Here is a 22,675-nt window from a genome sequence, read left to right on the forward strand (position 1 = left end):
AAACGGATCTTTCGGTTGACGGGGTAATGTCAGCTTTGTCCCTCGAGCTGGTGGCGGGTGTGGCAGCGGCGGTGATTGTTGTTGTGGTGCTAGGTGGGTTGTTCAAGCAGCACCAGTTAAGCCGTGGTGGCCGGGCAGTGGCGGAAGCGCTGGGTGGGCGCGAGATCAATCTAAATACTCGCGATGCTGACGAGCGCCGAATCCTCAATGTGGTGGAAGAGATGGCCATTGCCTCAGGCACGCCGGTGCCCTTGGTTTATGTGTTAGAGGAGGAGGGCATTAATGCCTTTGCGGCAGGCTATCGGCCCAGCAGTGCGGTCATCGGCATTACCCGTGGGGCGATTCGCCACTTAAACCGCGACGAGCTGCAAGGCGTGGTCGCCCACGAGTTCAGCCATATTCTGCACGGTGACATGCGGCTGAATATTCGCCTAGTGAGCATATTGCACGGCATCCTGTTAATTGGCCTGCTGGGCGGAACACTGCTGCGCAGCATGCGTTTTCGTCGAGTGGGCGGCAACAAGCGTAATAACTCAGCCATTGTAGTGCTAGCGCTCGGGGCCTCGTTAATGCTGATCGGCTACGCGGGCACCTTTTTTGGTAATTTGATCAAATCAGCGGTGAGCCGGCAGCGGGAATATTTGGCTGATGCCTCTGCCGTGCAATTTACCCGTAACCCCAAAGGCATCGGAAACGCACTGGTGAAGATTGGCGCACATGCGCAAGGATCTAACCTGCAAGCGTCCCATACGGCAGAGTTCAGCCATCTGCTCTTCGGCCAGGGGTTGCGGTCAGGGTTTACCCAACTGATGGCGACCCACCCGCCACTTAACGAGCGTGTCCAGCGGGTAATGCCTGACTGGAATGGCCGCTTCGAAGTCGAAACGCCCCCGCAACAGGTCGAAAGCGACACCTCAAGCGCAGAAAGCCAAGCACGGCCGGGAGCCGGGTTTAGAGCGGGTATTCGAACAGGCACGCAAGATGCTGATATGGCCGGTGCGGGCGTTATCTCAGCTATATTAACCGGCGCTTCTGCGCAAACCGCCATTGGCGCCATGGGAAAGCCCGATCAACGCCACCTAGGCTTTGTGCGAAAAGTTGGCTCGCAAGCAACGGTCGATGCACGCCATGCATACCAACGCCTTAAAGCTACTTGCCAGCTTTTCATAGCGTGTAGCGATACGGCGACATTCTTTAAGCCAGCCAAAGCAACGCTCTATCGCATTCCGTTGCCGATATTTGGGTTTATCGAACCGCCTGGGTAGTCCAGGCCGGGTTCTACGGTGCATATTGCGCTGAGCAATCACGGACTTGATGCCATGCCTATCGCAATAACGACGTAGCTCATTGCTGTCGTATCCTTTATCAGCCACCATATAGCGACTACGTTTGCGAGGTCGCCCGACGCCACCTGGTAGATGAATGCTCTCTAATGTCGCAACGAAGTGACGAGAATCTGCCTCTTGACCAGGAGACAGCGTGAACGCCAGTGGCCAGCCATGACGATCACAAACCAAATGGATTTTGGTTGTTAAACCACCGCGGCTACGGCCGAGCGCGTGGTCTAGCGGTTCTTTCGAGCCCCCTTTTTACCGCCTCCAGCGGCAGCGCGTGTAGCTCGCACGGAAGTGGCATCGATCATCCACGTATCTAGATCCATCAGCCCATCTTCACGTAGTTTGAGCTGCAAGCGAGAAAGTACCGCTTCAAAGGTGCCGTCATCACGCCACTTGCGGAACCGATCATAAACCGTCGACCAAGGGCCATAACGCTCAGGTAAATCACGCCATTTGGCGCCAGAGCAAAGCATCCAGAAGATACCATTGAGCATTTTGCGGTCATCCCGCCTGGGTCTGCCCATGGTTTGAGGAGGTGCCACGATATCTTCAATCTGTGCCCAGCCGTTATCAGAGATCTCGTAACGTCCGACCATTTTTTTACCTATGTTGCTTTTGCATAGGTAAAGTTAGCAGATAAGGCTTTTCGTACAAAACCTAGCGCATGCGCAGTCAGTACTCAACGCCTTGCCAGCGCCGATAAAGGACGCTGCCCATGAGCCTTATACCGCCCGTGCGTTGATCTACGCGCTGCTGTTAAGCGATGAGCAGGCAGTGCGAGAGCATCAGCTAAAGGCGTTAGAGCAAGCGGCCCTGCCTGATGTGTACCAAGCATTACTGGTGTGTGGGCCCGAGGTCTCAAGGCTGGATGTACACCTGCGGTTGCCGCTGATCGAGCTGACGCTACCCGCGTTACAGGCACTTTCCAACGAGCAGGGCCAGCACTTTCGCCTCTGTATGGAGCGGCTGATTGATGCGGATGGCAAAGTCAGCCTGTTTGAATGGACGCTCTACCAGCTGGTGTTAAACAACTTGGGTGAACAGCATGGCGGGCCTTCTAATCTAAAGTTAAGCGACCTTAAAGGGGAGTGCCAGCAGCTCCTCGCGGTGCTGGCTGCCGCCGGGCAGGATGACCCCGCGGAAATTAGCGCCGCGCTGACAGCGGCTGGGAATGCGCTGCCTTTTGACTTGGCGGAGGTGGAGGATGTCAGCGACATGCAGGCACTTAGCCTCGCCGTTGAGCGCTTGCGGCGCCTGAAGCCGTTGCACAAGCCAGCCTTACTGCAGGCTATGGCGCGCTGTATTGAGCACAGCGGACGCATTCTGCCTGCCGAGGCGGAGCTGTTCTGGGCAATGGCCGATATCCTTGATTGCCCCATGCCGCCGCTGCTTTCAGACGAGGCTTAGGCGTCCATCGCGTTTAAACGCTTTTTGGCTTTCTTGCGGTGCGCTTTCTGGTCGTTGTGGTTTTTCTTTTGGTATAGCTTTTCTTGGTTGCCGCCCCGCGCTTTGCGGGCGCGGCGGCTTCGCCTTGAGCGGTTTGCAGGCTGTGGCGCAGTTTGGCCGCGTCGTTTTGGCTTAGTAGGACGCGTAAGTCTTCCAGCAGCGCGTGCTGAAATGCGCCGGGGTCGTCTTGCTGTTCGGCAATCGCCCGCAGGCGCTGCTCCCAGAGGGCGGTGCGTTCCGGCGTGCTTACCGCGCTGGGCAGGGCGGCGATAAGCGCGCAGCCGAGCTTGGTGGCGCGTAGGGCTTTTTGCTGGCGCACCAAGTAGCCGCGCTGCACCAGGGTTTCAATAATGCCTGCCCGGGTAGCTTCGGTGCCCAGGCCGTCGGTGTCGCGCAGGGTGCGGCGCACCTCCGGGTCGTCCACATAGCGGCCAATGTTCATCATTGCTTTGATTAAGCTGGCATCGGTGAACGGCTCTGGCGGTCGGGTCTCTTTTTCCTCCACACCTGCGCCGAGTGCTTGGCAGGCTTCGCCTTGGGTGAGCGGGGGTAGCGGCGGGGTGTCTTCGCGGGTGGTAAACAGCGGTTTCCAGCCGGGGTCGAGAATGCTTTGGCCGCGAGCACGAAAGGCTTCTTGAAGCAGGGTGAACTCAGCTTTTACTTCAAAGGTGCGCAGCGGGCGGTAGAACTGCGCCATGACGTTGCGCACAATCAGCCGAAACACATGGCCTTCGGTGGCGGAAAGCTGGCTGAAGTCGGCGGGCTTGCCGGTAGGCGCCAGGGCGTGGTGCGCGCCGACCTGTTTATCATTCCAGGCTTTCAAGCGCAGAGTAAAGTCGGCCCCGTTGAGCCATCCACGTAGGGTGTCGTCGTTTTGGCAGGCACCGGAGAGACTGCGCTGGGCAAGTGCTAAGTGATCTTCCGGCAGGTAGCGACAGTCTGAGCGGGGGTAGGTGATCAGCTTGTGCTGTTCGTATAGCCGCTGGCAAATATCCAGCACCATCTGCGCGGAAAGCCCAAAGCGGCGGGCGGCATCCACCTGCAGGGCAGAGAGCGAGTAGGGTAGCGGCGGCGCTTGGCGCTTCTCTTGCTGATCTAATGTGGTGAGCGTGCCGCGTGCGCCGGGTAGCTGAGTGGCCAGGGAATCGGCAGGCGTGCGGTCAATCAGTCGTCCTTGGTCATCCAGAGGTTGATGCGCTTTAGGTGCCCACCAGGCGCGCAGCTGGCCTTGCGCCACCTGTAAATCTACCCAAAGCGGGTAGAACGGGTGGGGTTTGAAATCGCGAATGGTGTTGTCCCGCCGTGCGATCAGCCCCAATACCGGGGTTTGTACGCGGCCTACCGAGAGCACGCCATCGTGCCCGGCTTGGCGGCCGGTGAGCGTCCAGGCGCGGGTTAAGTTAATCCCGTAAAGCCAGTCGGCCCGAGAGCGCGCTTGGGCCGCCTGGAACAGCGGCTGAAACTCGGCATTCGGCCGCAGGCTGGCCAGCGCACGACTTACTGCCGGGCGGTTAAGGTCACTGATCAATAGTCGCTGTACCGGGCCACGGTACTTCAAGTGCTCGATCACCTCTTGTACCAGCAGCTGGCCTTCGTCGTCACTATTACAAGTAATAAAGCGTGAAAATATGTAATTATCTGATTTTATTGATAGTTGCATCATTTCACACTTTCAGTGATCTCTATAAAAATAGCGGTTTGTGCCAGCCTAACGAGAACCCACCCCTTTCATCAGCTTCAAACTTCACTGAAATTTTCCTGCCCCAAAGATCTTATCGTAATTTATGAGTTTTGTCGGGGTGATCGTAAAAAGTGCAGCAACCGTATTTGACATCTATGATAGGGCAGATACAGAGAAGGAGGGCTATGATAGGGCAGATACAGAGAAGGAGGGCAAATTATGATCATGTATTACGTTTTGCTATTTACCCCCGTATTCATGGACATTGCTCTCACTATCGCCGTAAAGATGGATAAAAAAAGTAGTAGCGATTCCCTTAAAACCACCAAAATGGCGTTTTTTATTCAATAAATTAACCATCACTGATCGCCTTTAGCTAATTATCGTCTACGATCTGTCATGGCCAGCAAAACCCTCACTCTGGAAATTTCTTAGTTGGCTTTTCTAATGATAGTATAAAAATATAGATCCATGCCTACCAATGGACTCATCGATGAGTCCATATGATTACTATAGGTTTATAATGAGCGAAGAGTCCCCGAATACCATCGTCCTGAATGCTGAGAAGCTTAGAGCAGGCATGCTCCTAAACATCTTTGGGGAGCAATCCCTCTACGGACTAGACGAAGAATATGCTTTTTTTTACGATGAAACGAACAACATCCGCAAGTTTTGGATCAGGGAGGATGGATTCAACGAACGGCCTAAAAATTTTGTCTTAGGCGGCATCGTATACAAGAAGTCCGAACCGTTAACTGGATTTCATGAGCTTATCAAATCGCTGCACATCCAGAAGTCTGCTAAAGAAATAAAGTTCAATCAGCTTGCAGCAGGTAGCTATCTTGGCGTGTTGAACTCCAAGAAACTAAGGACATTTTTGGCGTGGCTGATTGAAAATGGGGTGTTCGTCCACTATAACAATTTCAACATCCTCTATTGGTCACTGGTGGATATTGTGGATTCGCTTTGGGACGAGCCTGAGCTTCGCCAATACATGCCGTATGTTTTGCATATCAAGAATGAACTATTCAACCTTGCCAATGCAGACTTAGATCGATTGGTGCCAATTCTAAAAAAATATCGGTTTCCAAATGTACAACGAAATTTAAGCTCTGCGTTCATGATGGAATTTTCTGATTTTCTTGAGTCAGTTTCCAAAAAACCTAATTCTGACATTAGTGAACTGGTTATATATATGGTTCGTAAAGCGGCTAACCTTACAGAGTTACCCTTCATTATGGACAACAAAGACAACGTGCTTATTGATAGCTTCGACAGTCAATTTCTACGGCCTTTGTATATGTATCCCACAAGTTCTCATACATTTGACAAAGAAACCGAAGTACAAGAGGCGCTAGGGAGCATTCAAGTCGAATATATGGGACAATTCGTAGAATATTCTTTTGTGGATTCGCTTGATTGCATAGAAACTCAATTGTCTGATGGCATCTGTGGTTTGCTAGGTAGCCATTTCAATTTCTTGGAAGATCACTCAGTTGAGGAACTTATAGATATTAAGCAAAATCTCAATCCTATCCAACGTCAGACTCTCACATTACTAAGCAAACTCATATGCATTTCCGACGCACAGAGCAATGGGTTCATGCATCGAATCTCTCCAATCGATAGTGCCTTTAAGAATGACTATTTTTTGCATGGTCGCTCCTTACCCGACCATCTATTTTGACACCGTCAAAAAGGCAGGCCTTCATATCTGCCTACTTAAATAAAGTAAAATAAGACGTTAAGTTGCTCGTGCGCAATCGTCTGAAACGCTATGAACCGGGTCTAAGTGGACGCCAATTCCTCATCTGTAACGTTTCAATCGAGGCGAAGAAACACGCAGTTTTTTTGCTAATTCTCTTTTTTTGGTTGAGACCATGCCGGAAGCCATTTCAGCTCTCACTGGTAACACTAAATTGTCAGATAACGGGCGCTCGTCCTTTCCGATCGGAATGATCTTACCCAGCAACAGTGGACACTGGTTTAAGCGATCATTCGGGCTTCAAAGGCCTCTGGGCTGATCATCCCAATAGCACTGTGCCGCCGTTGTTTGTTGTAGTCCAGCTCGACGTACTCAAACACCTGGCGCCTCATATCGTTTCGCGTTGTAAATTGCTCCCCATGGATCGCTTCAACCTTGAGGCTGTGGAAGAAGCTTTCGGCACAGGCATTATCATAGCAGTTGCCTTTGGCGCTCATGCTGCACGTAAGCTCATGCCGGGTAAGCAGCGATTGGTAACGCGTGGAACAGTACTGACTACCTCGATCCGAATGGACTATCACGCCTTTGGGCATTTTGCGTCTCCATAGCGCCATCTGTAGCGCGTCACAGACAAGATCGGCCGTCATACGCTCACTCATTGCCCAACCGACCACTTTACGAGAGTAAAGATCAATGAGCACTGCCAGGTAAAGCCAGCCTTCGCCCGTCGCCAAGTAGGTAATGTCACCCACCCACTTTTGATTAGGAGCTGAGGCCGTGAAGTTTTGTTCTAGTAGATTCGGTGCGACTGGCAGCGAATGCCGTGAGTTCGTGGTGGCCTTGAACTTACGAGCTGCTTTAGCGCGCAGGCCCTGACGCTGTAAGCTGGCAGCCACCGTCTTACGGTTGATCGGCATCCCATCATCTCGCAGGTCTAGCGTTAGTCTCGGGGCGCCTGAGCGGCCCTTGCGTTGGTGATAAGCCTTGGCCACATGCTGATCGATAATGGCTTGCTGGCTGCGTTTTGGGGACGATGCGCCTTCGCGTTGCCGCCAAGCGTAGTAGCCACTCCGAGCGACCCCGACAACATGGCACATACGCTGAATACTGAACGCCTGACGATGACGGTGGATAAAGGCGTACTTCACTTCAGGCTTTTCGCAAAGTACACCGCAGCCTTTTTTGTGATGGCCAGCTCTTCATTTGCCTCGGCTAGTTGGCGCTTCAAGCGGGCGTTTTCTTCTGCCAACGACCGCTCTCGCTCGGATGTGTCTTGCTGCAGCTGTGCTTTAGATCGCCACTGATAGAGCTGACTCGCGTGTATTCCCAGTTCACGCGCCGCTGCTGCAACGCCAATACGATCAGCAAGCGCTAATGCTTCTTGCCGGTAGCCATCTGAGTAACGGGTATATGATTTTTTCTTCATTGATGTTGTCGATCTTGCCATGGTTCACCTCATCGTAACGTATGACGTTCTTGAGGTGTCCACCGTTACTGGGCAGGATCAGAAATACCCTCTAATGATAGAGAGATACAAACCTTTTCTTCAGCTTCAGCTTTAGTTTTTATACTTGTCCATGCTTGCCCTTATGATTGAATTACACTGCGCTTTGCAGTTGGTTTGGATCGTAGCGGATAACCAGTCTAACAACAGCGTCTTGTTAATTGTTTGCAACATTTGGATTTGGTGTTGCTCTATGCAAAAAGAGGGACGTATAGTTTGCAGCATTTAAGCCACCATCATGGACAGTACCTAAATCCTCTGGTGTTACGTCCATCGTTGGCCAGATTTTATTGTGACCAATAAACTTGTCTAGATCGAGTTTGTTTAATTCTAAAAACAAATAGTCCTCTGTCTCTCCGCGGTTAATGCCAGCAGCCCAGTATGAGAAGGAACTAGCTATAATGTCCGAGACCTGAATTTGCGAATAATCTTTAGAGCTAGCAAATCTTAATGACTTGCCCTTAAGAGGTAAATTATATTTCCTTCGATCATAGCCAACCTCTACTTCATCTTGTGTCCAGTCCATGAATTGACCAAACAATAATCTCTGTTTTTCGATACTATGAGAATCATCATGGATGATATGAAAACCTTTCGGATATGCGTTTCCCCATTGAGCGCAATGACTAAATAGTGCAGGTATAGATGGATCTAACGAAAATTTATCAATCCCACTTAGAGCATCGTCAATACAATGCTTGGTAGCCAGAATAAGATCAATATCCTGCTTAAATTTCTCATCAGATGAAGAGCTTTTTACCCTTTCTACATCGTTATAAAATTTACCAATGCTTTCCTGATCTTGTTCTCGAATCATTGTTACAAAAGACTCGTACATAGATTGTACTATGTGTTTATCACAAAATGTCGGTAAGCAGTAATAAAGCATATTTGAAAGCGCAATATTCCTACCATTTAAGTATAGGTCCTCGCCCATTAAGTGCATCATATGCTCGATTAGAAGGTCGACAATCTTCGTCGTAATCATGAATTCTTTTAGAAATATATTGATTTTGATATTTTTCACATCAAGCATTCTACTGCTCATTAACCTAATGATGCTATCTTGACCTGATTTTCGACGACGAAGCTTTTTGAAATGTGCTTCATGAGGAGAATTAGAGTCAATAAGATTGAGAAGCTGTTCAGACTCCTCCTTAGAAAATATACAACTGGCTAAAGTAAACACAGGTTGATCTATGTCAAGTAGATTGGAACCTGTATTTCCAGATTCATCAAAGTAGATAGTTGGTATCCTTCGCTTCTCTTGCAAAGCAATATGTCGTTTTTTATTTTGTATTCGACTTTGCGCCTTTTTTTTTGCATCTCTCTTAGCTTTACTGTTTTTGCTCATACTATTCCCGACATTTTATGACATAGTTATATTATTTCATCGACTAGCACTCTAATGCTTGGCGAAATGTCTATGAAGATTGAGTAAATCGATCACGTGGATCAAATACGCGATACGCAAATATACGCTGTAAAGGGTTCTCAACTGACTCCTGAGCTGTTGGCATCCCGATGTTCAGCGAAAATCTGTAATACTTTCTTCTTAAACCACCATAGCACCAGAAAGCTAGTCATACTTACCTTTTTAAGTATTTTTCATTATGAACATTGACGTTTAACGCCTGACAGTGACGAGCTCATCCCAGCGCGTGGTGCCGATGTGCGAGTGTTGCCAACACTTGATACACCAGGTGCCATTTCCAGACGATGTAGGTTGGAATGATTCCGATGACTATCCTGTAGTTGCTGCTTTCCGGTGCCTGTCAACATAGTTGGCACATGAAATGACTTCGGCTCGTTAAAACCCGGCGGCCTGCGGCACCGGGTCCCGCTCGGGATTGAGGTGTACCACCTCCGGCAGGCTGAGCTTCCTGATGTCGCCTGCCCACCGCTCAGGGTGGCGCTGCTTCGCGGCCTCAAAGACCTCTCGGCGCTGCATCAGAATATCCTCGGCTTCGCCGCTATGGCGCTGGCCTGGGGTGACATAGCGAAGGGCGCTGTGCCGGTGCTCGTGGTTGTACCACTCGACGAATTGCTGGACCCACTCCTGTGCCTCGGACAGGGTCGCGAAGCCGTCGACGGGAAAACCTGGTCGGTACTTCAGCGTCTTGAAGGCCGACTCGGCGAAGGCGTTGTCGTTACTGACCCTTGGTCGGCTGTACGACGGGGTGATGCCCAGGTCATAGAGCTTCTCCAGGAAGGTCGCTGCCTTCATCGGGCTGCCGTTATCTGAGTGCAGAATTAGGGGCTTGTGACGATCCGTGAGGTGCTCTCGCCAGCAGGCCTTCTGGATCAGCTCGGCGGCCAGCTCGCCGGTCTCGGTTTCATAGACCTCGTGCCCAACGATCTTGCGGCTGAAGACGTCCATGATCAGGTACAGGTACCACCAAGTACCGCGTGCAGGGCCCGGTAACCAGTTGATATCCCAGCACCAAAGCCGGTTTGGCGCCGTGGCCTGGTGCGTGGTCGGCGGTCGCTTGCGCTGTGGGGCCTGCTGTCGGCCCCGGTGGTGTTGCTGATCGTACTCATGCAGCACTCGGTACATCGTCGACTCAGAGGCCAGGTAGCGGCCCTTGTCCGCCTGATCGGCCACGATGAAGGCCGGAGGGCGGCTCCGATACTCCGGAGCGTTGCACAGCGCCACAACAGCCTCTCGTTCCTCGGGCGACAGCTTGTTGGCCGGCTCCGGGCGGTCGGCGTCGGGGCGGCGATCTGCCGTCACTTCGCCTTCCGCAACCCAGCGGTAATAGGTTCGCACATTGATGCCCATTACCTGACAGGCCTTGGCCAGCCGAGCACCGTCACGCTGGGCGTCTTGCACCAGAGTCACGATACGCTGGCGATCCGGGAGGCTGGTCAGTCGTCCTCGTCGTTGGTCGTGCCCCAGATCGCCTCGGCTTTTTTTGACAGGGCCAACAGCGCCGCCGTCTCGGCCAGGGCCTTGTCCTTGCGGTGCAGTTCGCGCTCCAGCTTACGGAGCTGCTTCTGCTCCGCCTTACGCGCCTGTCGAAGCTGCTTGGCCTGCGCTGCCGCATCGTCGTTGGCGTTCATGCAGGCATCCCGCCAGGCCTCCACCTGCTCGGGGTAGAGCCCACGCTCGCGGCAGTAGGCGCTGACTTCGGCCTCGTTCATTGGAGCTGTCTCCAGGACGATCTGGAACTTCTCCTGGCTGGTCCACTGATCTGGCTGGGTAGAACGTGATGGCAAAACCTGTCCTCGTGCTCTGGCCTGTTTCCTCCAATTGTAGAGGGTTGTCGCGGTGATGCCTTCCTGTTCGGCTAATTCCGGGATGGTCATGTTCATGGGCGGCGCCATCTTCTTGAGGATGGCTTCCTTACGCTCTGCGGGGTAACGCACGTTGATCACCTATCAATCCGTTTGGGTGACAACTATGCTGACAGATAGGGTTTCCTAATACTGATATTTAGACCTATGTTCATTGTGGAAAATAGAGGTAAAAATTTCATTTTCACTATATATGGTAGGTTGATCTTGTTTTTATCCCTATATATACTCCTCTTATGTCTGGGTGGCTAAGTTTAATATGCTCTTGGAACCACTCTACAAAATATTTTCATATGGGAGTGGTGCGCATGACTGTCACAATCACAAAACAGAGTGAAGCTTATTTAGATGCTCTGGCAAAAGCCCTTGAAATTCCTATCTCACGGTACGAGCAAGCGGAGAAAAGCTATAGGTCTCTTGGAGAGTGGTTTCATAGAGACGACTCTAAAGTGCGCCATTTTGACCCTGATGTATTTGTACAGGGCTCCTTTCGGCTGGGTACAGTCATCAAGCCACAGTCCGCTGAAGAAGAATATGATGTCGACTGCGCCTGCAATTTGAATAACCTTGATAAATCGGAGCTGTCCCAAGCTGATCTGAAAGAACTCCTTGGCCATGAAATCAAGCTTTATCGCAAAAGCAAAGGCATCTCAAAGCAAGTACATGAAGGTCGTCGGTGTTGGCGGCTGGAATATGCAGACGGCGCGCAATTTCATATGGATATCGTTCCCTGTATTCCAAATGGGCGCGATCAGCGTCGCTTGCTCGAAGATAGGAGACTGGACACTCAGTTTGCCGATACAGCGGTTGCGATTACCGATAACGAAGTGACCCCTCAGTACTATCAGATCACCAATGACTGGCCACGCTCCAATCCCAGGGGGTACTCAGAATGGTTTAAGTTTCGTATGGGCGATGTCTTCAAACGTCGGCGCACACAGGTACTCAACGAGATGCGATCAGGAGGAAATATCACAGCTAGTATTGAAGATATCCCCACCTATCGCGTCAGAACCCCTCTGCAATCAGCGATCATGATACTAAAGCGCCATAGAGATATCATGTTTACTCAGGATCCAACGGATAAGCCAATTTCGATCATTATTTCCACTCTATCAGCACACGCTTATCAAGGTGAAGAGACAATTGGTTATGCGCTACTTTCGATCTTGAGCCGCATGCAGGATGCGATTGTTTATGACGGTACGAAATATGTAATAAAGAATCCAACTGATGCCCTAGAAAACTTTGCAGACAAGTGGGAGGCTCATCCTGAGCGGGCGGACGCATTTTTTGATTGGCTTGAAAAGGCCCGTGAGGATTTTCGTGAGGTTGGACGCCTTGTCGAACACCGGCGGATATCTGGTGTTCTAGCTAATCGCATTGGGCGCGATCTGACTGATCAGGTAAGTAATAGTATCAATGCTTCGAGCTCTGTAGGGGGCGGCCTCCTGGGGGCTGCAACGGCTGCCTCGACGATTTCAATCCCCAAAGTGTCTTTTTCAGACGAACCAAGGAACCCCAAAAAGCCGGATGGTTTCGCATGATCTGGTGGATGACGAGTAACGCAAGGTTATCATCTGAGAAGGCCAAAATCGCAGAGCTTGAGGCCACGGTTGATTGGCTACAGGTATTTAGATGGCGAATCAATGTAGATGCTGCCATGTGTGTTGACTTCCAAGTCATCAACGAAGATGAAGTGTTTATCTTTCAGATGGTCTATCCAAGCGTATTCCCCGATGCGCCACCGATGGTCTACACAAAAGACAGAACACAAATTTCCTTTCACCAGTACGGCGCAGATGGTGAAATGTGCCTGGAACATCGACCAGATAATTGGCAGCCGTCAGTCACAGGGGCTGACATGATAATTAGCTGTCAAAAGTTGTTGTTAGAAGAGCGCTCCGCGGAGGGCAAAGTGCTTTTCGCACACTCGGCTCACGTGGCGTCTTTAGGGCGTGATATGCGGTCAAAACACTTTCGGTTTTTAGTGACCGAGCACGATATAAAAATCCTCAATGCATTGAATGAGCGCGAGCCAACCTCTGTTTTTTTGAGTGAGCGGAGTTCATCGTCTGTATATATATCAACGCTTTCTCATGTTGGTGCGAATGAAGAGTCGGCATTGCCTAGTGATTTCGTGTTCCCAGAAGGAAGAGCAAACGATGTGGGATTAGTAGTTCGGCTAGTCGGAGTCGGTAGTCCTAGTGCAAGTAATGCGGATGAGCTGCGAGCGCTTCTCGAAAGTTTTGAGCTAGTTGATCTGTGTGACTCGCTACTGAACAGCAACAGCTTTTCGCATCTGCTAATAGGTGACGAAGAGTCTTGGTCATTTTTCTGTATTTTTGGGGAGATTAATGATCGTAAAGTCATTAACTATACAACATTACGGCTTCCGAGCGAAAAACAACGTTTGCCAGACAGTAGCTCTTCTCTTTCTAGTAAGACAGTGGGCCTTGTTGGATGCGGTTCTATCGGATCAAAAGTTGCTACTAGCCTTTGCCGGTCTGGTGTAGGCAGTTTCTTCTTTATTGATGAAGATATTTTTTTCCCCGGCAACGTCATTCGCAACGAACTAGACCTTAACGATACAGGAGCTCACAAAGCCCACGCCTTGCGTGACCGACTACTCAGAATTAATCCACACATGGACATCAAGGCCTTTCGATTGTCCCTCGGTGGTCAAGAAAGCGCAAACTCGATGGCTGGAGCCCTCGAGTCACTTGGTGAATGCGATCTCCTGATAGATGCTACAGCTGAACCAAAGGCATTTAATATGATCGCCTCTGTATCAACACGCCAAAAAAAACCAATGATTTGGGTGGAGGTATTTGCTGGCGGTATTGGGGGGATCGTTGCTCGCGCTCGACCAGATATAGATCCCGTCCCATTGGTGGCACGATCTCAAATTGAGGCCTGGTGCCATGACCAAGATGTGGATTGGATCCGACCAGAAGAGGTAGGTCGTTACGATGGTCGAGATGGAGAAGGGGCTCCGTTAATTGCAGAAGATGCTGAAATTTCGATTATGGCAGGGCATGCGACTCGATTTGCATCCGATATTTTGGCTCGGCCAGAAGCCAGTGTTTTTCCTGTATCAGCCTATGTTGTCGGTTTCTCTTCGGAGTGGCTATTCAACGAACCTTTTGATACTCGCCCTATTGACCTCAGGCCCGATGGGGAATGGGGAGAGAGTGCTGATATGCTGGAGCCAGAAGCATTGGTTCAGCTCTTGAGAGAGCATCTTCCTTCTGAGGAGAGTTAGATGCAAATGCTGCTACCAAATGATGTTCTGCATAAAATGCGGCGCCATATGATACGCGCTGGTCGGCGTGAAATTGGCGGAATAATCATGGGCGAAGAGATTGGCGACCAGAAGTTTAGGATTGTAGATTTTTCTGTCGACTGCAAAAGTGGCTCCCATTCGAATTTTGTTCGTGATGCAGAACAGCATAACCAAGCTCTAGCGAAGTTCTTTGAAAAAACCGGGGCAGACTATCGCCGATACAACTATCTCGGTGAATGGCACACGCATCCAAGCTATGAAGTGCAGCCCAGTTTGCAGGATCTGAATGCGATGAAGGGTTTAGTCGACGGTTCAGGAGGTGTTGAGTTTGCAGTCCTTTTAATCGCTCGGTTGAAGTGGTGCTCGCAGCTTGAATTTAGTACAAGCCTTTTCGTTAGAGATCATGAGCCGACCCCGATAGGCTTGGTCCATGAGAAATGAATAGCCAGATATTAATTGGTGGTGAGTGATATATAAATGATCAAAAAGCTCTTTGAAAATTTTGTCCGCAAGGGAACAGACTGGCTATTTCGCGTTCATTCAATTGAAGCGATTATTTTAAAGTCGGCTTTTGGTGTGTTGTTAGCTGTTTTCGGTGTCCCACCATTTGTGGCATTTATCTTGCGTCTTATTCTGGGGGCTGTACCTGAAGAAATTTTGTCCGTACAAAAAACTTTCACTGATATCCACATCTTAATACTAGCAATCTGCTCTATTGCTATATTAATCGCGTTGGGCTTGATTGTTTATAGGGTTGTGAGCGATGCAAAAAACAACTTTAAGAAGAGAGTTGTAGTGGTTGAAGGTCGAGGACTTCGTGATGATGATGGTTCTCCACTTGATCAAGTAGTGAGAAAAAACACTAAAGGGCAAATTATCCCCGTTCTGCTTGACTTGCGGAATCGTCTGGATGGAAAAGTCATCGAGCCCGAACGCGCACTAAGTGAGATTTATAGTGTGCACCGAACGATCCTTCAGCACAAAAAAAGTGCCGAAAGGAGCAGCCTGAAAGTCTTTTATGGTGGTCTAACATCTGTTCCTTATACTTTTCTAACAGGTGTGCTTTTGGACGATGAGGGAGTGATTGATCTATATGACTGGGATCGAACGCGAGAAAACTGGCGTAAACTTGATGAAGAAGACGATGGAGCTGAATTTAGTGTAAATGGGGTCGAGAGGGTTATTCATGAAGAAGATGTGGTGATAGCACTTGCTTTCTCTTATGCAATTGACGACAAAAACTTAAAAAGTACATTTAATTATCCCACTGTGAGGCTTACTCTCGATGGCATGTCCTCAGACGCACATTGGTCTCGCGAAAAACAAAATCGCCTGGCACAGCAATTCTTTGAAGTTGTCAAGCAACTCAGTGAGCATGATGTAAAACGCATACATTTAGTTCTGGCAGCGCCAAACAGCGTGGTTTTCACATTTGGGCGTCGTTACGACAAACGTAACCTACCTGAACTGATTGTCTATCAGTATGAGCGTGGCAAAAAGCCAGCCTATCCTTGGGGTGTTTTGATGCCTGTTGCTGGCGTTGATAATGCTCAGATATGTTATATAGATAGATAAAAAGCTTAATTCGATTAGTCTTTTTGCTTAGCAACAAAAGTTTTTATAGACCAAGCATTACCAGTAAACATCGTTAGCTTCTCAAGCCACTTCATACAATAGGGCTGAGCTACTAGCTTATATATAAAACTGAAATAGGCCATCCTGGATCCTGTTGTTGATTACAAGGTATCCAGCTTCGGCAGATCTCTGACGATCGCCTGAGTCCTGAGGCTAGCCGTAACCTTCCGCAAAAATAGCTCAAGTGGGTAGCGAGCATTTCCTATGGTGTCGATTGAACCGTCCCGGCTTTACCGGAGACTCCATATCTTGAGAGGATGGAGTTATGAACTCACCAAAACGATATTCCCCAGAAGTCCGGGAGCGAGCTGTTCGATTAGTCCTTGAACAGCAAGGCGAATACCCGTCCAAGTGGGCGGCGATCTGCTCCATTGCCAGCAAGTTTGGCTGTACACCAGAGACCTTAAGAGCCTGGTGCAAACGCTCAGAACTCACGCAGGAAAACAGCTCGGCTAACCTGCCTGAAAATGAACGACTCAAGCAGCTAGAGCGTGAAAACGTCGAATTGAAGCGCGCCAATGAAATTCTCCGTAAGGCGGCTGCTTTTTTCGCCCAGGCGGAGCTCGACCGCAAACCCAATTGATGGTGTTATTTATCGACGAGCATCGTGCTCAGTTCGGGGTCGAGTCGATTTGTAGCCAGCTGCCAATCGCCCCATCGACGTATTACCACCACAAGGCACTTGAGACCGATCCTGAGCGGCGGGCAGATCGATATCGGCAGGATGCGTTTCTTACCGCTGAGATTCAGCGAGTGTGGGAAGAAAACTTCTGCGTCTACGGTGCTCGTAAGGTCTGGCGGCAACTTCGCCGTGAGGGCGTTAATGTTGCTCGTTGCACCGTAGAACGACTCATGCGACGCCTGGGAATTCGCGGCGTGGTGCGAGGCCAACGCCCCTTCACGACGATCAGTGATCCCGGCCAGAAACGAGCACCTGATTTAGTGAAACGTGACTTTACGGCCATGCGTCCTAATCAGCTTTGGGTGGCCGATTTTACGTATGTCGCTACCTGGTCTGGCTTCGTTTACGTTGCGTTCGTTATCGATGTTTATGCACGCTGTATCGTGGGTTGGCGTGTAGCAACGTCGATGAAAACGGGATTGGTACTGGACGCTCTGGAGCAAGCCCTGTGGGCACGAAAGCACAGGCAAGGGTTAATCCACCATAGTGATAGAGGAAGCCAATATCTCTCGATCCGCTACACAGAGCGTATGGCTGATGAGGGTATCGATGCCTCAGTCGGCACCACCGGTGACTCCTACGACAATGCGCTGGCCGAGACCATCATCGGCTTATTCAAAACGGAGGTGATTCACCATCGCGGACCATGGAAAGGGCGAGATGCCGTTGAGTATGCCACGCTGGAGTGGGTTGACTGGTTTAACAATCGCCGACTGCTGGAACCCATAGGAAACGTTCCACCAGCAGAACGAGAAAGGACGTATTATCGTCAATTGGAGGAGTCGGGTGAAGCTGCCTGACTCAAACAAACCGGTCTCCGGAATAACCGGGGCGGTTCAGATCGCTCAATCGTTGGTGTCATTGACGATGCCCGATTTCTTACCAGTGGTAATCGCCTGATGTTCCATGACCCACTCCAGTGCTAGCTTACCGTTCACGAAGTAGCTGTATGCTTCTTCAGGCATATTTTCGATGGTAATTTTATCGTTGTAGATAACCTTGGTTTCTTGGTGATGATGTTCCACTGTACAACTACTGTGCCCTTAGATATTTTAATAGTAAGCTAAATAAATATCAGAAAGGTGGGCGTAAAAATGGTGCGACTTTCTCTAATTTAGTGGATGGTAACAATCTAGGTATATAGCTAGCTATCAAGAAATTGGAGGAAGGATGCCTGCCCTTGTCCCAGAATTGGTGAATGCGGCAATTGATACCTCGGTATCTTCTAGTGATTTGTTGCGCCGGGCACTGGTCGTTGCACGGCGTTTAGCTGTGCCCGAACTGGTTGACTGGATCAGTAGTGAGTTGAACGGCTATTACTCTGAAGAGGTGCCTGACTATCGCCGTGTGAGGGGGCAGTTGATGGCCGAGAATCCAATCAATGGCCCGATCCCTTTTTTTGCGTCGCCAGAAATGGCTGAGTTGTTGACAGACTTCAAGGTGCGGCAGCCAGTACCTGAACTGATGCAGCTTATGCAAAGCACAACTGGTATTTACAGCCACTTCCCGGCCGATATCGAGCAAGCGCTGATGCAGATGATGCGTAAGACAAACGGTATGGCCATGCGCCCGGTGCTCAGGTTTTCCTCCGTACAGGTGCAGGGTGTCATCGAGAATGTTCGGAACCGGGTTCTTGAGTGGGCGCTCGATCTGGAGACCAAAGGTGTGCTTGGGGAGGGCATGACATTTACGCAGCAGGAGAAAGAGACCGTGCAACAGCAGCATTATCACTTCGGGGACGTAAGCGGCTCCCAAATCCAAATCGGTTCGAATAGCACCAACCAGACCCAGACAGATGGTGACATGGCAGCTCTCTCAGCATTGATTGAGTTACTGCGCGAAGCCATCCAGCAGGGACGCATGGAGGCTGATTTGCGCGAGGAGTTACAAGCAGAGCTGGCGACATTGCAGGCTCAGGCAGCGTCACCGAAGCCCAAGTGGGCCATCATCAAAGCGACCGCAGGAAGTATCAAAGCCGTATTGGAAAGCGCGTCAGGTGGTGTGCTTGCGATCCAAGCTCAGACGTATCTGAAGACACTGCTGGGATAGTTACATTATGTAGGGTATTGATTTATAGAGATAAACTTTCTATGTTTGGGCCTGTTTTTTGTAAATCGCTTAAACACTTTTAAAACTAACACCGCTATTGTGAAGACGTGGAGCTGCTAGTGTCAGCACGTGGAAAGAGGTCAGCGACCTCAATGCCGAGCGCGTCACTGATCTGATAGATCTTAGTCAGGGTAATGTTCTTCTCACCGCGCTCTATGTGGCCCATGTAACTGCGATCAATCCCAGACAGTGCAGCCATGCTTTCCTGGGATAGCCCTCTACTTTTACGAATCTCTCTGACCCTCTGGCCGAACGCCACCAGCTTCTCGTTCCGCATCTGTCCTGCTCCATCCAAAGGATGGAACTATCACGGGGCACTGGATACAATTCCACGGACTATGATTCCCATTTGGAGCGGCCTGGATGAAGTTGGAAATAATCACTGATGATGAGCAGGGCGCGCATATCTGCGGGGAATACTGGAGGCAGTCTGAAGACGGCGAGTTTGTCTTCAAAATTAGCGAAATAGCGACCGCTAATTCAATGAAAACACACGAGGTCAGTAAGTTCGTCGAACAGCATGCTTTCGTATGGCTGGAAGATATCTGCTGTGGTCGTTGCAGACAGCCATACCGCTTTGGTACTCGCAGCCAGTATCAAGACCGCCGATGGCTTCGGGAGCGGGTCTGTAGTGCATGCTTAAAAGCCGAACGACAAGCCATTGCTGACGAAAAGCAAGAGTTGCTTCTGAAAATGCGGCAGACAGCTAAAAGCAACGTACCAGACCTAGCAACGCTAGCCCTGAAAAGCAAGATCTATCTACTAGCGGCGATTCAGGCGTTAGGCGATGAAGAACTTGCTACTATAGAACCACTTAACGATTATCCCACTTGCACACTGTCGCCGGATCCTGTCTATGATCATAAGGTGCTTCAGCATTTGATTGATCACAATCTATTGTTGATTTCCCTAGATACACGTCTTGAGGTGATCGAGCTTCATGAAGATGGTCAGTTGAGTATCGACCTTGGAGCATGCGCATTTAACCTTCCCTTTGATGCCGACCAAGTCACTGCACTTATCAATAAGTTTTTTGATGAGGAAATCGCACACAGCGTCAAGCAATCTCCCGAATTTAATGCACTATGTAAGGAAGCCCAACTGAACGAGTGCATTGGTTTCTTGAAGGTTATGCTTGAAGAGCATCAGCTGTACTTGTCGCCGGGGGAGAAAAGCCGCCAGATGCTCAGCAGGTGCCTAGAGCATTTTAGTGTAGCCCAGGTCTATAACTTCATTTGGCGGGCCGCCAAGGACGCCGCTGCCTATTATATGCGTAGCTCTATCAGCAAACGGCAGGCAGCTAACTCGGTTGTTGGGAACATTTCACGGAGTATGGAGCGTGCCCTGGCCAATGAATGGGAAGTGAAGCCATTTGGTAGGAACTATAACCTTCCGCAGTCCTCATTGAGCCGTGTCATCTTCAATATGATTCTGGGCACTGACGACGGCGGTTTTACTTACCGATTAGCCGACGTTTTTGAGAAGAGTGACCTGTACGAACAGAGCGTTTGAGCAAGAATTAATATTGCTCAGGGCGTCCTTGTGTTGCACATAGGACGCCAACCAGATAAGCATTGAATCAACCGCGGTATGAGGTTTGTGCTGAGCTATTTTTTTCTAGCTGTTTTTCTTTTTCGCATCGGCTTCTTTCCCATTCCACGTAGAGCCGAGAAATCACCGCTTTCTACTTCAACGATTAGCGCTTTCAGGCCATCAGTGAGGGGCTGCATAAACTGCCCGTATCGCATCCGCTTCTCGCTGATGGCTTCAAGCTGAGACTCCCAATGTGCGGTCATATCAGGAACAACCATTCGTTTAGGCAGACTGTTCACAAGATGCTTTCCTGCGTCTGTCGAGTGTATTTCCTTGCCTTTCTTTGTCAGAAACTGCCGTTTGAACAATAACTCGATGATCCCTGCACGGGTGGCTTCCGTGCCGAGCCCGTCCGTATCCCTGAGCACTTTTTTAATTTCAGGGTCTGATACGTACCTCGCTATTCCCGTCATGGCGGAGAGTAATGTTGCATCTGTGAAGCGTTTCGGGGGGCTGGTTTGTTTCTCGTCCATTTTGCCGTCGATGCAGGTAACAGGATCTCCAGTCTTAACGTTGGGAAGAGCCACTGAGGAAAATTCAGCGTCTTGCTTTGGGGTCTTTTGAGGAGGCAGCAGCGCCTTCCAGCCGTTAGAAATAACTGACTTCTGTTTGGCAACGAACAATCCACCTTCCACCTCGCTGTCGATTTGGTGCTCTGCATACTCAAACGGCGGGTAAAATTGCATCAGGTACTGGCGGGCAACTAGCTCGTAGATATTCTTCTCATCCTGAGACAGGCGATCAGCTGGAACTGCCCTGGATGTTGGTATAATTGCGTGGTGCGCGCCTACCTTAGCATCGTTCCACGCCTTACTCTTTAGGTCGAGGTCAGCCTTTTGAACGCTATCAGAAAGCGCCGCCGATGTTTTGGCTATCGACTGAGCCACTGTTTGGCGTTCAGTGTAATGGCCTTTGGGTAGATACCGACAGTCTGACCGCGGGTAGGTGATCAGCTTATGGCGTTCATATAACTGTTGGCATATGTCCAGAGTCTTCTGGGCGTTTAGATTGAAACGCTTTGATGCATCAATTTGCAGTGATGAAAGACTATAGGGCAGGGGGGCAGGCTGTTTTTTCTTGTCGCGTTTGACTGCGATGACGTTGCCTGAATGTCCGACTACCTTTTGAAGAACGACCTCTGCAAGCTTTCGTGAAAGCACACGGCCTTCCTCGTCCATGTAAGGCTCGCAAGCAGTACTAGGCTTCCACTTAGCTGTAAAAGACTCACCAGCCACTGTCTGAAGCGTTATGAAGACCTCATAAAATGGCTTGGTTATAAAGTTTTCGATTTCTTGGTCTCGGTGAACGACCAATCCCAATACAGGCGTCTGTACTCGGCCAATCGACAAAACGCCGTTGTACCCAGCGCTTTGGCCAAGCAGGGTGCAAAGGCGGGTCATATTAATACCATAGAGCCAATCGGCCCTTGCCCTTGCTAGGGCGGATGTTGCTAACGGTATGAAGTCAGTATTCTTGCGAAGATCATTCAATGCCTTCTTGATAGCACCAGGGTTCATATCGTTGACGAGACAGCGCAATGTGGCTTCGCGTTTTGCCTTATTCACACCTGAATAATTGATCACTTCATCGACCAGGATCTGACCGACGCGATCAGGGTCACCCATATTGACCAATTGGTCAGCTTCTTTGATCAGTTTTTTGACAGCATTAAACTGTGAGCGGGTTTGGCTTTTGATTTGATGTTTCCACTCGACTGGGATAATTGGCAGGTGCTCTTTTTTCCACTTTTTGTACTCAGGGTCATAAGCATCTGGCTCAGCCTGCTCCAATAAGTGACCAATACACCAGGTTACAACATCACCATTAGCCACCCTGATAAACCCATCACCTTTCTGGTGGGGTTTGGGAAGCACATCTGCAACTGCGCGTCCGACACTCGGCTTTTCGGCAATGTATAGAATCAACTCTGTTTACCTCGCTCAAATTCAACGACTTTCACTTTGTTCAGCTCAGCCTGAAGGGCTTCTATTTCCTCAAGTGCCTCATAAAGAGAGAATTCTAAATTGGCATTTCGTGCGATAACTTGGTCACAGAATTTTTTGATGTCGTCTCGTTGTGATCTGTAACGTTCTTTAAGCTCACGTTCTTTATCTCTTTGGGCTCTAAGCCTATCTACAGAAACTTTAACTTTAGTTGAGGAAGAAGCCGACATTCTTGATTTGTGTTTATCAATTTCACGCCGTGCTCTTTCAACAAAGTCATCGTAATAGTATATTCCACCAGAGCTAAGGCCAGCTTCCTTGTTTATTCGACTTAAATTCAATTTTCCGTCATTGGGAGTTCTTTCAGGATTGCCATCGATTAAGCGCTGAAGAGCATCTTCAAGCCTTTGCTTGGTTATTTCACCCCGCTCAGAAGGTGTGTTTTGGATGCCCACGT

Annotated in this window: 18 protein-coding genes, 1 pseudogene and 1 other annotated feature; of the genes and pseudogenes, 10 read left to right on the forward strand and 9 right to left on the reverse strand. The window is 49.8% G+C overall.

What is annotated here, in order from left to right:
- Positions 1 to 221 precede the first annotated feature (221 nt).
- Positions 222 to 791: pseudogene (locus LOS15_RS04795) on the forward strand (M48 family metalloprotease); the annotation flags it as partial.
- Between the two features lie 288 nt (positions 792 to 1,079).
- On the opposite strand, the gene LOS15_RS04800 reads toward LOS15_RS04795, so the two are convergent.
- A protein-coding gene (locus LOS15_RS04800) for an IS5 family transposase (RefSeq protein ID WP_263068500.1) occupies positions 1,080 to 1,933 on the reverse strand; the annotation gives its coding sequence in 2 pieces (ribosomal slippage) (positions 1,080 to 1,577 and positions 1,580 to 1,933; 852 coding nt in all).
- 91 nt (positions 1,934 to 2,024) lie between these two features.
- Between LOS15_RS04800 and LOS15_RS04805 the strand changes: the two genes are divergently transcribed.
- On the forward strand, positions 2,025 to 2,744 hold the full coding sequence (locus LOS15_RS04805) for a hypothetical protein (protein WP_263068501.1): 720 nt from the start codon (positions 2,025 to 2,027) through the stop codon (positions 2,742 to 2,744).
- Positions 2,745 to 2,757: 13 nt separating this feature from the next.
- Here the strand turns inward: LOS15_RS04805 and LOS15_RS04810 are convergent, their stop codons facing one another.
- Entirely contained in the window at positions 2,758 to 4,443 is a 1,686-nt protein-coding gene (locus LOS15_RS04810) for a DNA topoisomerase (RefSeq protein ID WP_263068502.1), read from the reverse strand.
- 544 nt (positions 4,444 to 4,987) lie between these two features.
- On the opposite strand from LOS15_RS04810, the gene LOS15_RS04815 reads away from it, so the two are divergent.
- The gene (locus LOS15_RS04815; protein ID WP_263068503.1) at positions 4,988 to 6,151 is read left to right on the forward strand and encodes a hypothetical protein; all 1,164 of its coding nucleotides are present in this window, start codon (positions 4,988 to 4,990) and stop codon (positions 6,149 to 6,151) included.
- A gap of 299 nt (positions 6,152 to 6,450) precedes the next feature.
- Here the strand turns inward: LOS15_RS04815 and LOS15_RS04820 are convergent.
- The 3 genes from LOS15_RS04820 to LOS15_RS04830 all read right to left on the reverse strand — a co-directional run bounded on the left by LOS15_RS04820 (position 6,451) and on the right by LOS15_RS04830 (position 11,000).
- Positions 6,451 to 7,616 (reverse strand): IS3 family transposase gene (locus LOS15_RS04820; RefSeq protein ID WP_263068505.1). Its coding sequence is split into 2 segments (ribosomal slippage): positions 6,451 to 7,355 and positions 7,355 to 7,616, totalling 1,167 coding nucleotides; the frame shifts between segments, so codons are not numbered across the junction.
- 214 nt (positions 7,617 to 7,830) lie between these two features.
- Complete coding sequence (locus LOS15_RS04825) at positions 7,831 to 9,027, reverse strand: DUF3800 domain-containing protein (protein ID WP_263068506.1); 1,197 nt, start codon at positions 9,025 to 9,027, stop codon at positions 7,831 to 7,833.
- Between the two features lie 456 nt (positions 9,028 to 9,483).
- Positions 9,484 to 11,000 (reverse strand): IS3 family transposase gene (locus tag LOS15_RS04830; RefSeq protein ID WP_263069628.1). Its coding sequence is split into 2 segments (ribosomal slippage): positions 9,484 to 10,563 and positions 10,566 to 11,000, totalling 1,515 coding nucleotides; the frame shifts between segments, so codons are not numbered across the junction.
- Between the two features lie 278 nt (positions 11,001 to 11,278).
- Between LOS15_RS04830 and LOS15_RS04835 the strand changes: the two genes are divergently transcribed.
- The 5 genes from LOS15_RS04835 to LOS15_RS04855 all read left to right on the forward strand — a co-directional run bounded on the left by LOS15_RS04835 (position 11,279) and on the right by LOS15_RS04855 (position 17,373).
- The gene (locus LOS15_RS04835) at positions 11,279 to 12,517 is read left to right on the forward strand and encodes a nucleotidyltransferase (protein ID WP_263068507.1); all 1,239 of its coding nucleotides are present in this window, start codon (positions 11,279 to 11,281) and stop codon (positions 12,515 to 12,517) included.
- Entirely contained in the window at positions 12,514 to 14,235 is a 1,722-nt protein-coding gene (locus tag LOS15_RS04840) for a ThiF family adenylyltransferase (protein WP_263068508.1), read from the forward strand. The genes LOS15_RS04835 and LOS15_RS04840 overlap by 4 nt, the downstream gene beginning before the upstream one ends.
- Entirely contained in the window at positions 14,236 to 14,697 is a 462-nt protein-coding gene (locus LOS15_RS04845) for a Mov34/MPN/PAD-1 family protein (protein ID WP_263068509.1), read from the forward strand.
- 36 nt (positions 14,698 to 14,733) lie between these two features.
- Positions 14,734 to 15,831, forward strand: a complete 1,098-nt coding sequence (locus tag LOS15_RS04850; RefSeq protein WP_263068510.1) for an SAVED domain-containing protein — start codon at positions 14,734 to 14,736, stop codon at positions 15,829 to 15,831.
- A 325-nt stretch (positions 15,832 to 16,156) separates the two neighbouring features.
- Positions 16,157 to 17,373, forward strand: a protein-coding gene (locus tag LOS15_RS04855) for an IS3 family transposase (protein ID WP_263068511.1) whose coding sequence is annotated in 2 segments (ribosomal slippage) — positions 16,157 to 16,442 and positions 16,442 to 17,373 — 1,218 coding nt in all. Because the reading frame shifts where the segments join, the coding sequence is not laid out codon by codon here.
- Positions 16,432 to 16,548 (forward strand) — a sequence feature (AL1L pseudoknot). (Overlaps the previous gene by 117 nt.)
- Before the next feature lie 45 nt (positions 17,374 to 17,418).
- Here the strand turns inward: LOS15_RS04855 and LOS15_RS04860 are convergent.
- Entirely contained in the window at positions 17,419 to 17,598 is a 180-nt protein-coding gene (locus LOS15_RS04860; RefSeq protein ID WP_263068512.1) for a type ISP restriction/modification enzyme, read from the reverse strand.
- A gap of 145 nt (positions 17,599 to 17,743) precedes the next feature.
- Between LOS15_RS04860 and LOS15_RS04865 the strand changes: the two genes are divergently transcribed.
- Positions 17,744 to 18,622 (forward strand): hypothetical protein, encoded by an 879-nt coding sequence (locus LOS15_RS04865; protein ID WP_263068513.1) that lies wholly within the window; start codon positions 17,744 to 17,746, stop codon positions 18,620 to 18,622.
- Positions 18,623 to 18,716: 94 nt separating this feature from the next.
- Here LOS15_RS04865 and LOS15_RS04870 read toward each other — a convergent pair whose 3' ends face one another.
- Positions 18,717 to 18,881 carry a helix-turn-helix domain-containing protein gene (locus tag LOS15_RS04870; protein ID WP_263068515.1) on the reverse strand — a complete coding sequence of 55 codons (165 nt, stop codon included), beginning with the start codon at positions 18,879 to 18,881 and terminating at the stop codon, positions 18,717 to 18,719.
- 164 nt (positions 18,882 to 19,045) lie between these two features.
- Between LOS15_RS04870 and LOS15_RS04875 the strand changes: the two genes are divergently transcribed.
- Entirely contained in the window at positions 19,046 to 20,194 is a 1,149-nt protein-coding gene (locus LOS15_RS04875) for a hypothetical protein (protein ID WP_263068516.1), read from the forward strand.
- A 95-nt stretch (positions 20,195 to 20,289) separates the two neighbouring features.
- Here LOS15_RS04875 and LOS15_RS04880 read toward each other — a convergent pair whose 3' ends face one another.
- Positions 20,290 to 22,200 carry a DNA topoisomerase III gene (locus tag LOS15_RS04880; protein ID WP_263068518.1) on the reverse strand — a complete coding sequence of 637 codons (1,911 nt, stop codon included), beginning with the start codon at positions 22,198 to 22,200 and terminating at the stop codon, positions 20,290 to 20,292.
- Positions 22,197 to 22,673, reverse strand: a complete 477-nt coding sequence (locus LOS15_RS04885) for a hypothetical protein (RefSeq protein ID WP_263068519.1) — start codon at positions 22,671 to 22,673, stop codon at positions 22,197 to 22,199. The genes LOS15_RS04880 and LOS15_RS04885 overlap by 4 nt, the downstream gene beginning before the upstream one ends.
- Positions 22,674 to 22,675 lie beyond the last annotated feature (2 nt).

Origin of the sequence: Halomonas sp. 7T (assembly GCF_025643255.1) — a bacterium.
Lineage (GTDB): Bacteria > Pseudomonadota > Gammaproteobacteria > Pseudomonadales > Halomonadaceae > Vreelandella.

What these genes read in the sequence shown, in the direction of transcription:
- LOS15_RS04810 (WP_263068502.1), bottom strand. Translation starts at nt 4,443, where the DNA reads ATGCAACTATCAATAAAATCAGATAATTACATATTTTCACGCTTTATT.
- LOS15_RS04815 (WP_263068503.1), top strand. Translation starts at nt 4,988, where the DNA reads ATGAGCGAAGAGTCCCCGAATACCATCGTCCTGAATGCTGAGAAGCTT.
- LOS15_RS04825 (WP_263068506.1), bottom strand. Translation starts at nt 9,027, where the DNA reads ATGAGCAAAAACAGTAAAGCTAAGAGAGATGCAAAAAAAAAGGCGCAA.
- LOS15_RS04835 (WP_263068507.1), top strand. Translation starts at nt 11,279, where the DNA reads ATGACTGTCACAATCACAAAACAGAGTGAAGCTTATTTAGATGCTCTG.
- LOS15_RS04840 (WP_263068508.1), top strand. Translation starts at nt 12,514, where the DNA reads ATGATCTGGTGGATGACGAGTAACGCAAGGTTATCATCTGAGAAGGCC.
- LOS15_RS04845 (WP_263068509.1), top strand. Translation starts at nt 14,236, where the DNA reads ATGCAAATGCTGCTACCAAATGATGTTCTGCATAAAATGCGGCGCCAT.
- LOS15_RS04850 (WP_263068510.1), top strand. Translation starts at nt 14,734, where the DNA reads ATGATCAAAAAGCTCTTTGAAAATTTTGTCCGCAAGGGAACAGACTGG.
- LOS15_RS04865 (WP_263068513.1), top strand. Translation starts at nt 17,744, where the DNA reads ATGCCTGCCCTTGTCCCAGAATTGGTGAATGCGGCAATTGATACCTCG.
- LOS15_RS04870 (WP_263068515.1), bottom strand. Translation starts at nt 18,881, where the DNA reads ATGGCTGCACTGTCTGGGATTGATCGCAGTTACATGGGCCACATAGAG.
- LOS15_RS04875 (WP_263068516.1), top strand. Translation starts at nt 19,046, where the DNA reads ATGAAGTTGGAAATAATCACTGATGATGAGCAGGGCGCGCATATCTGC.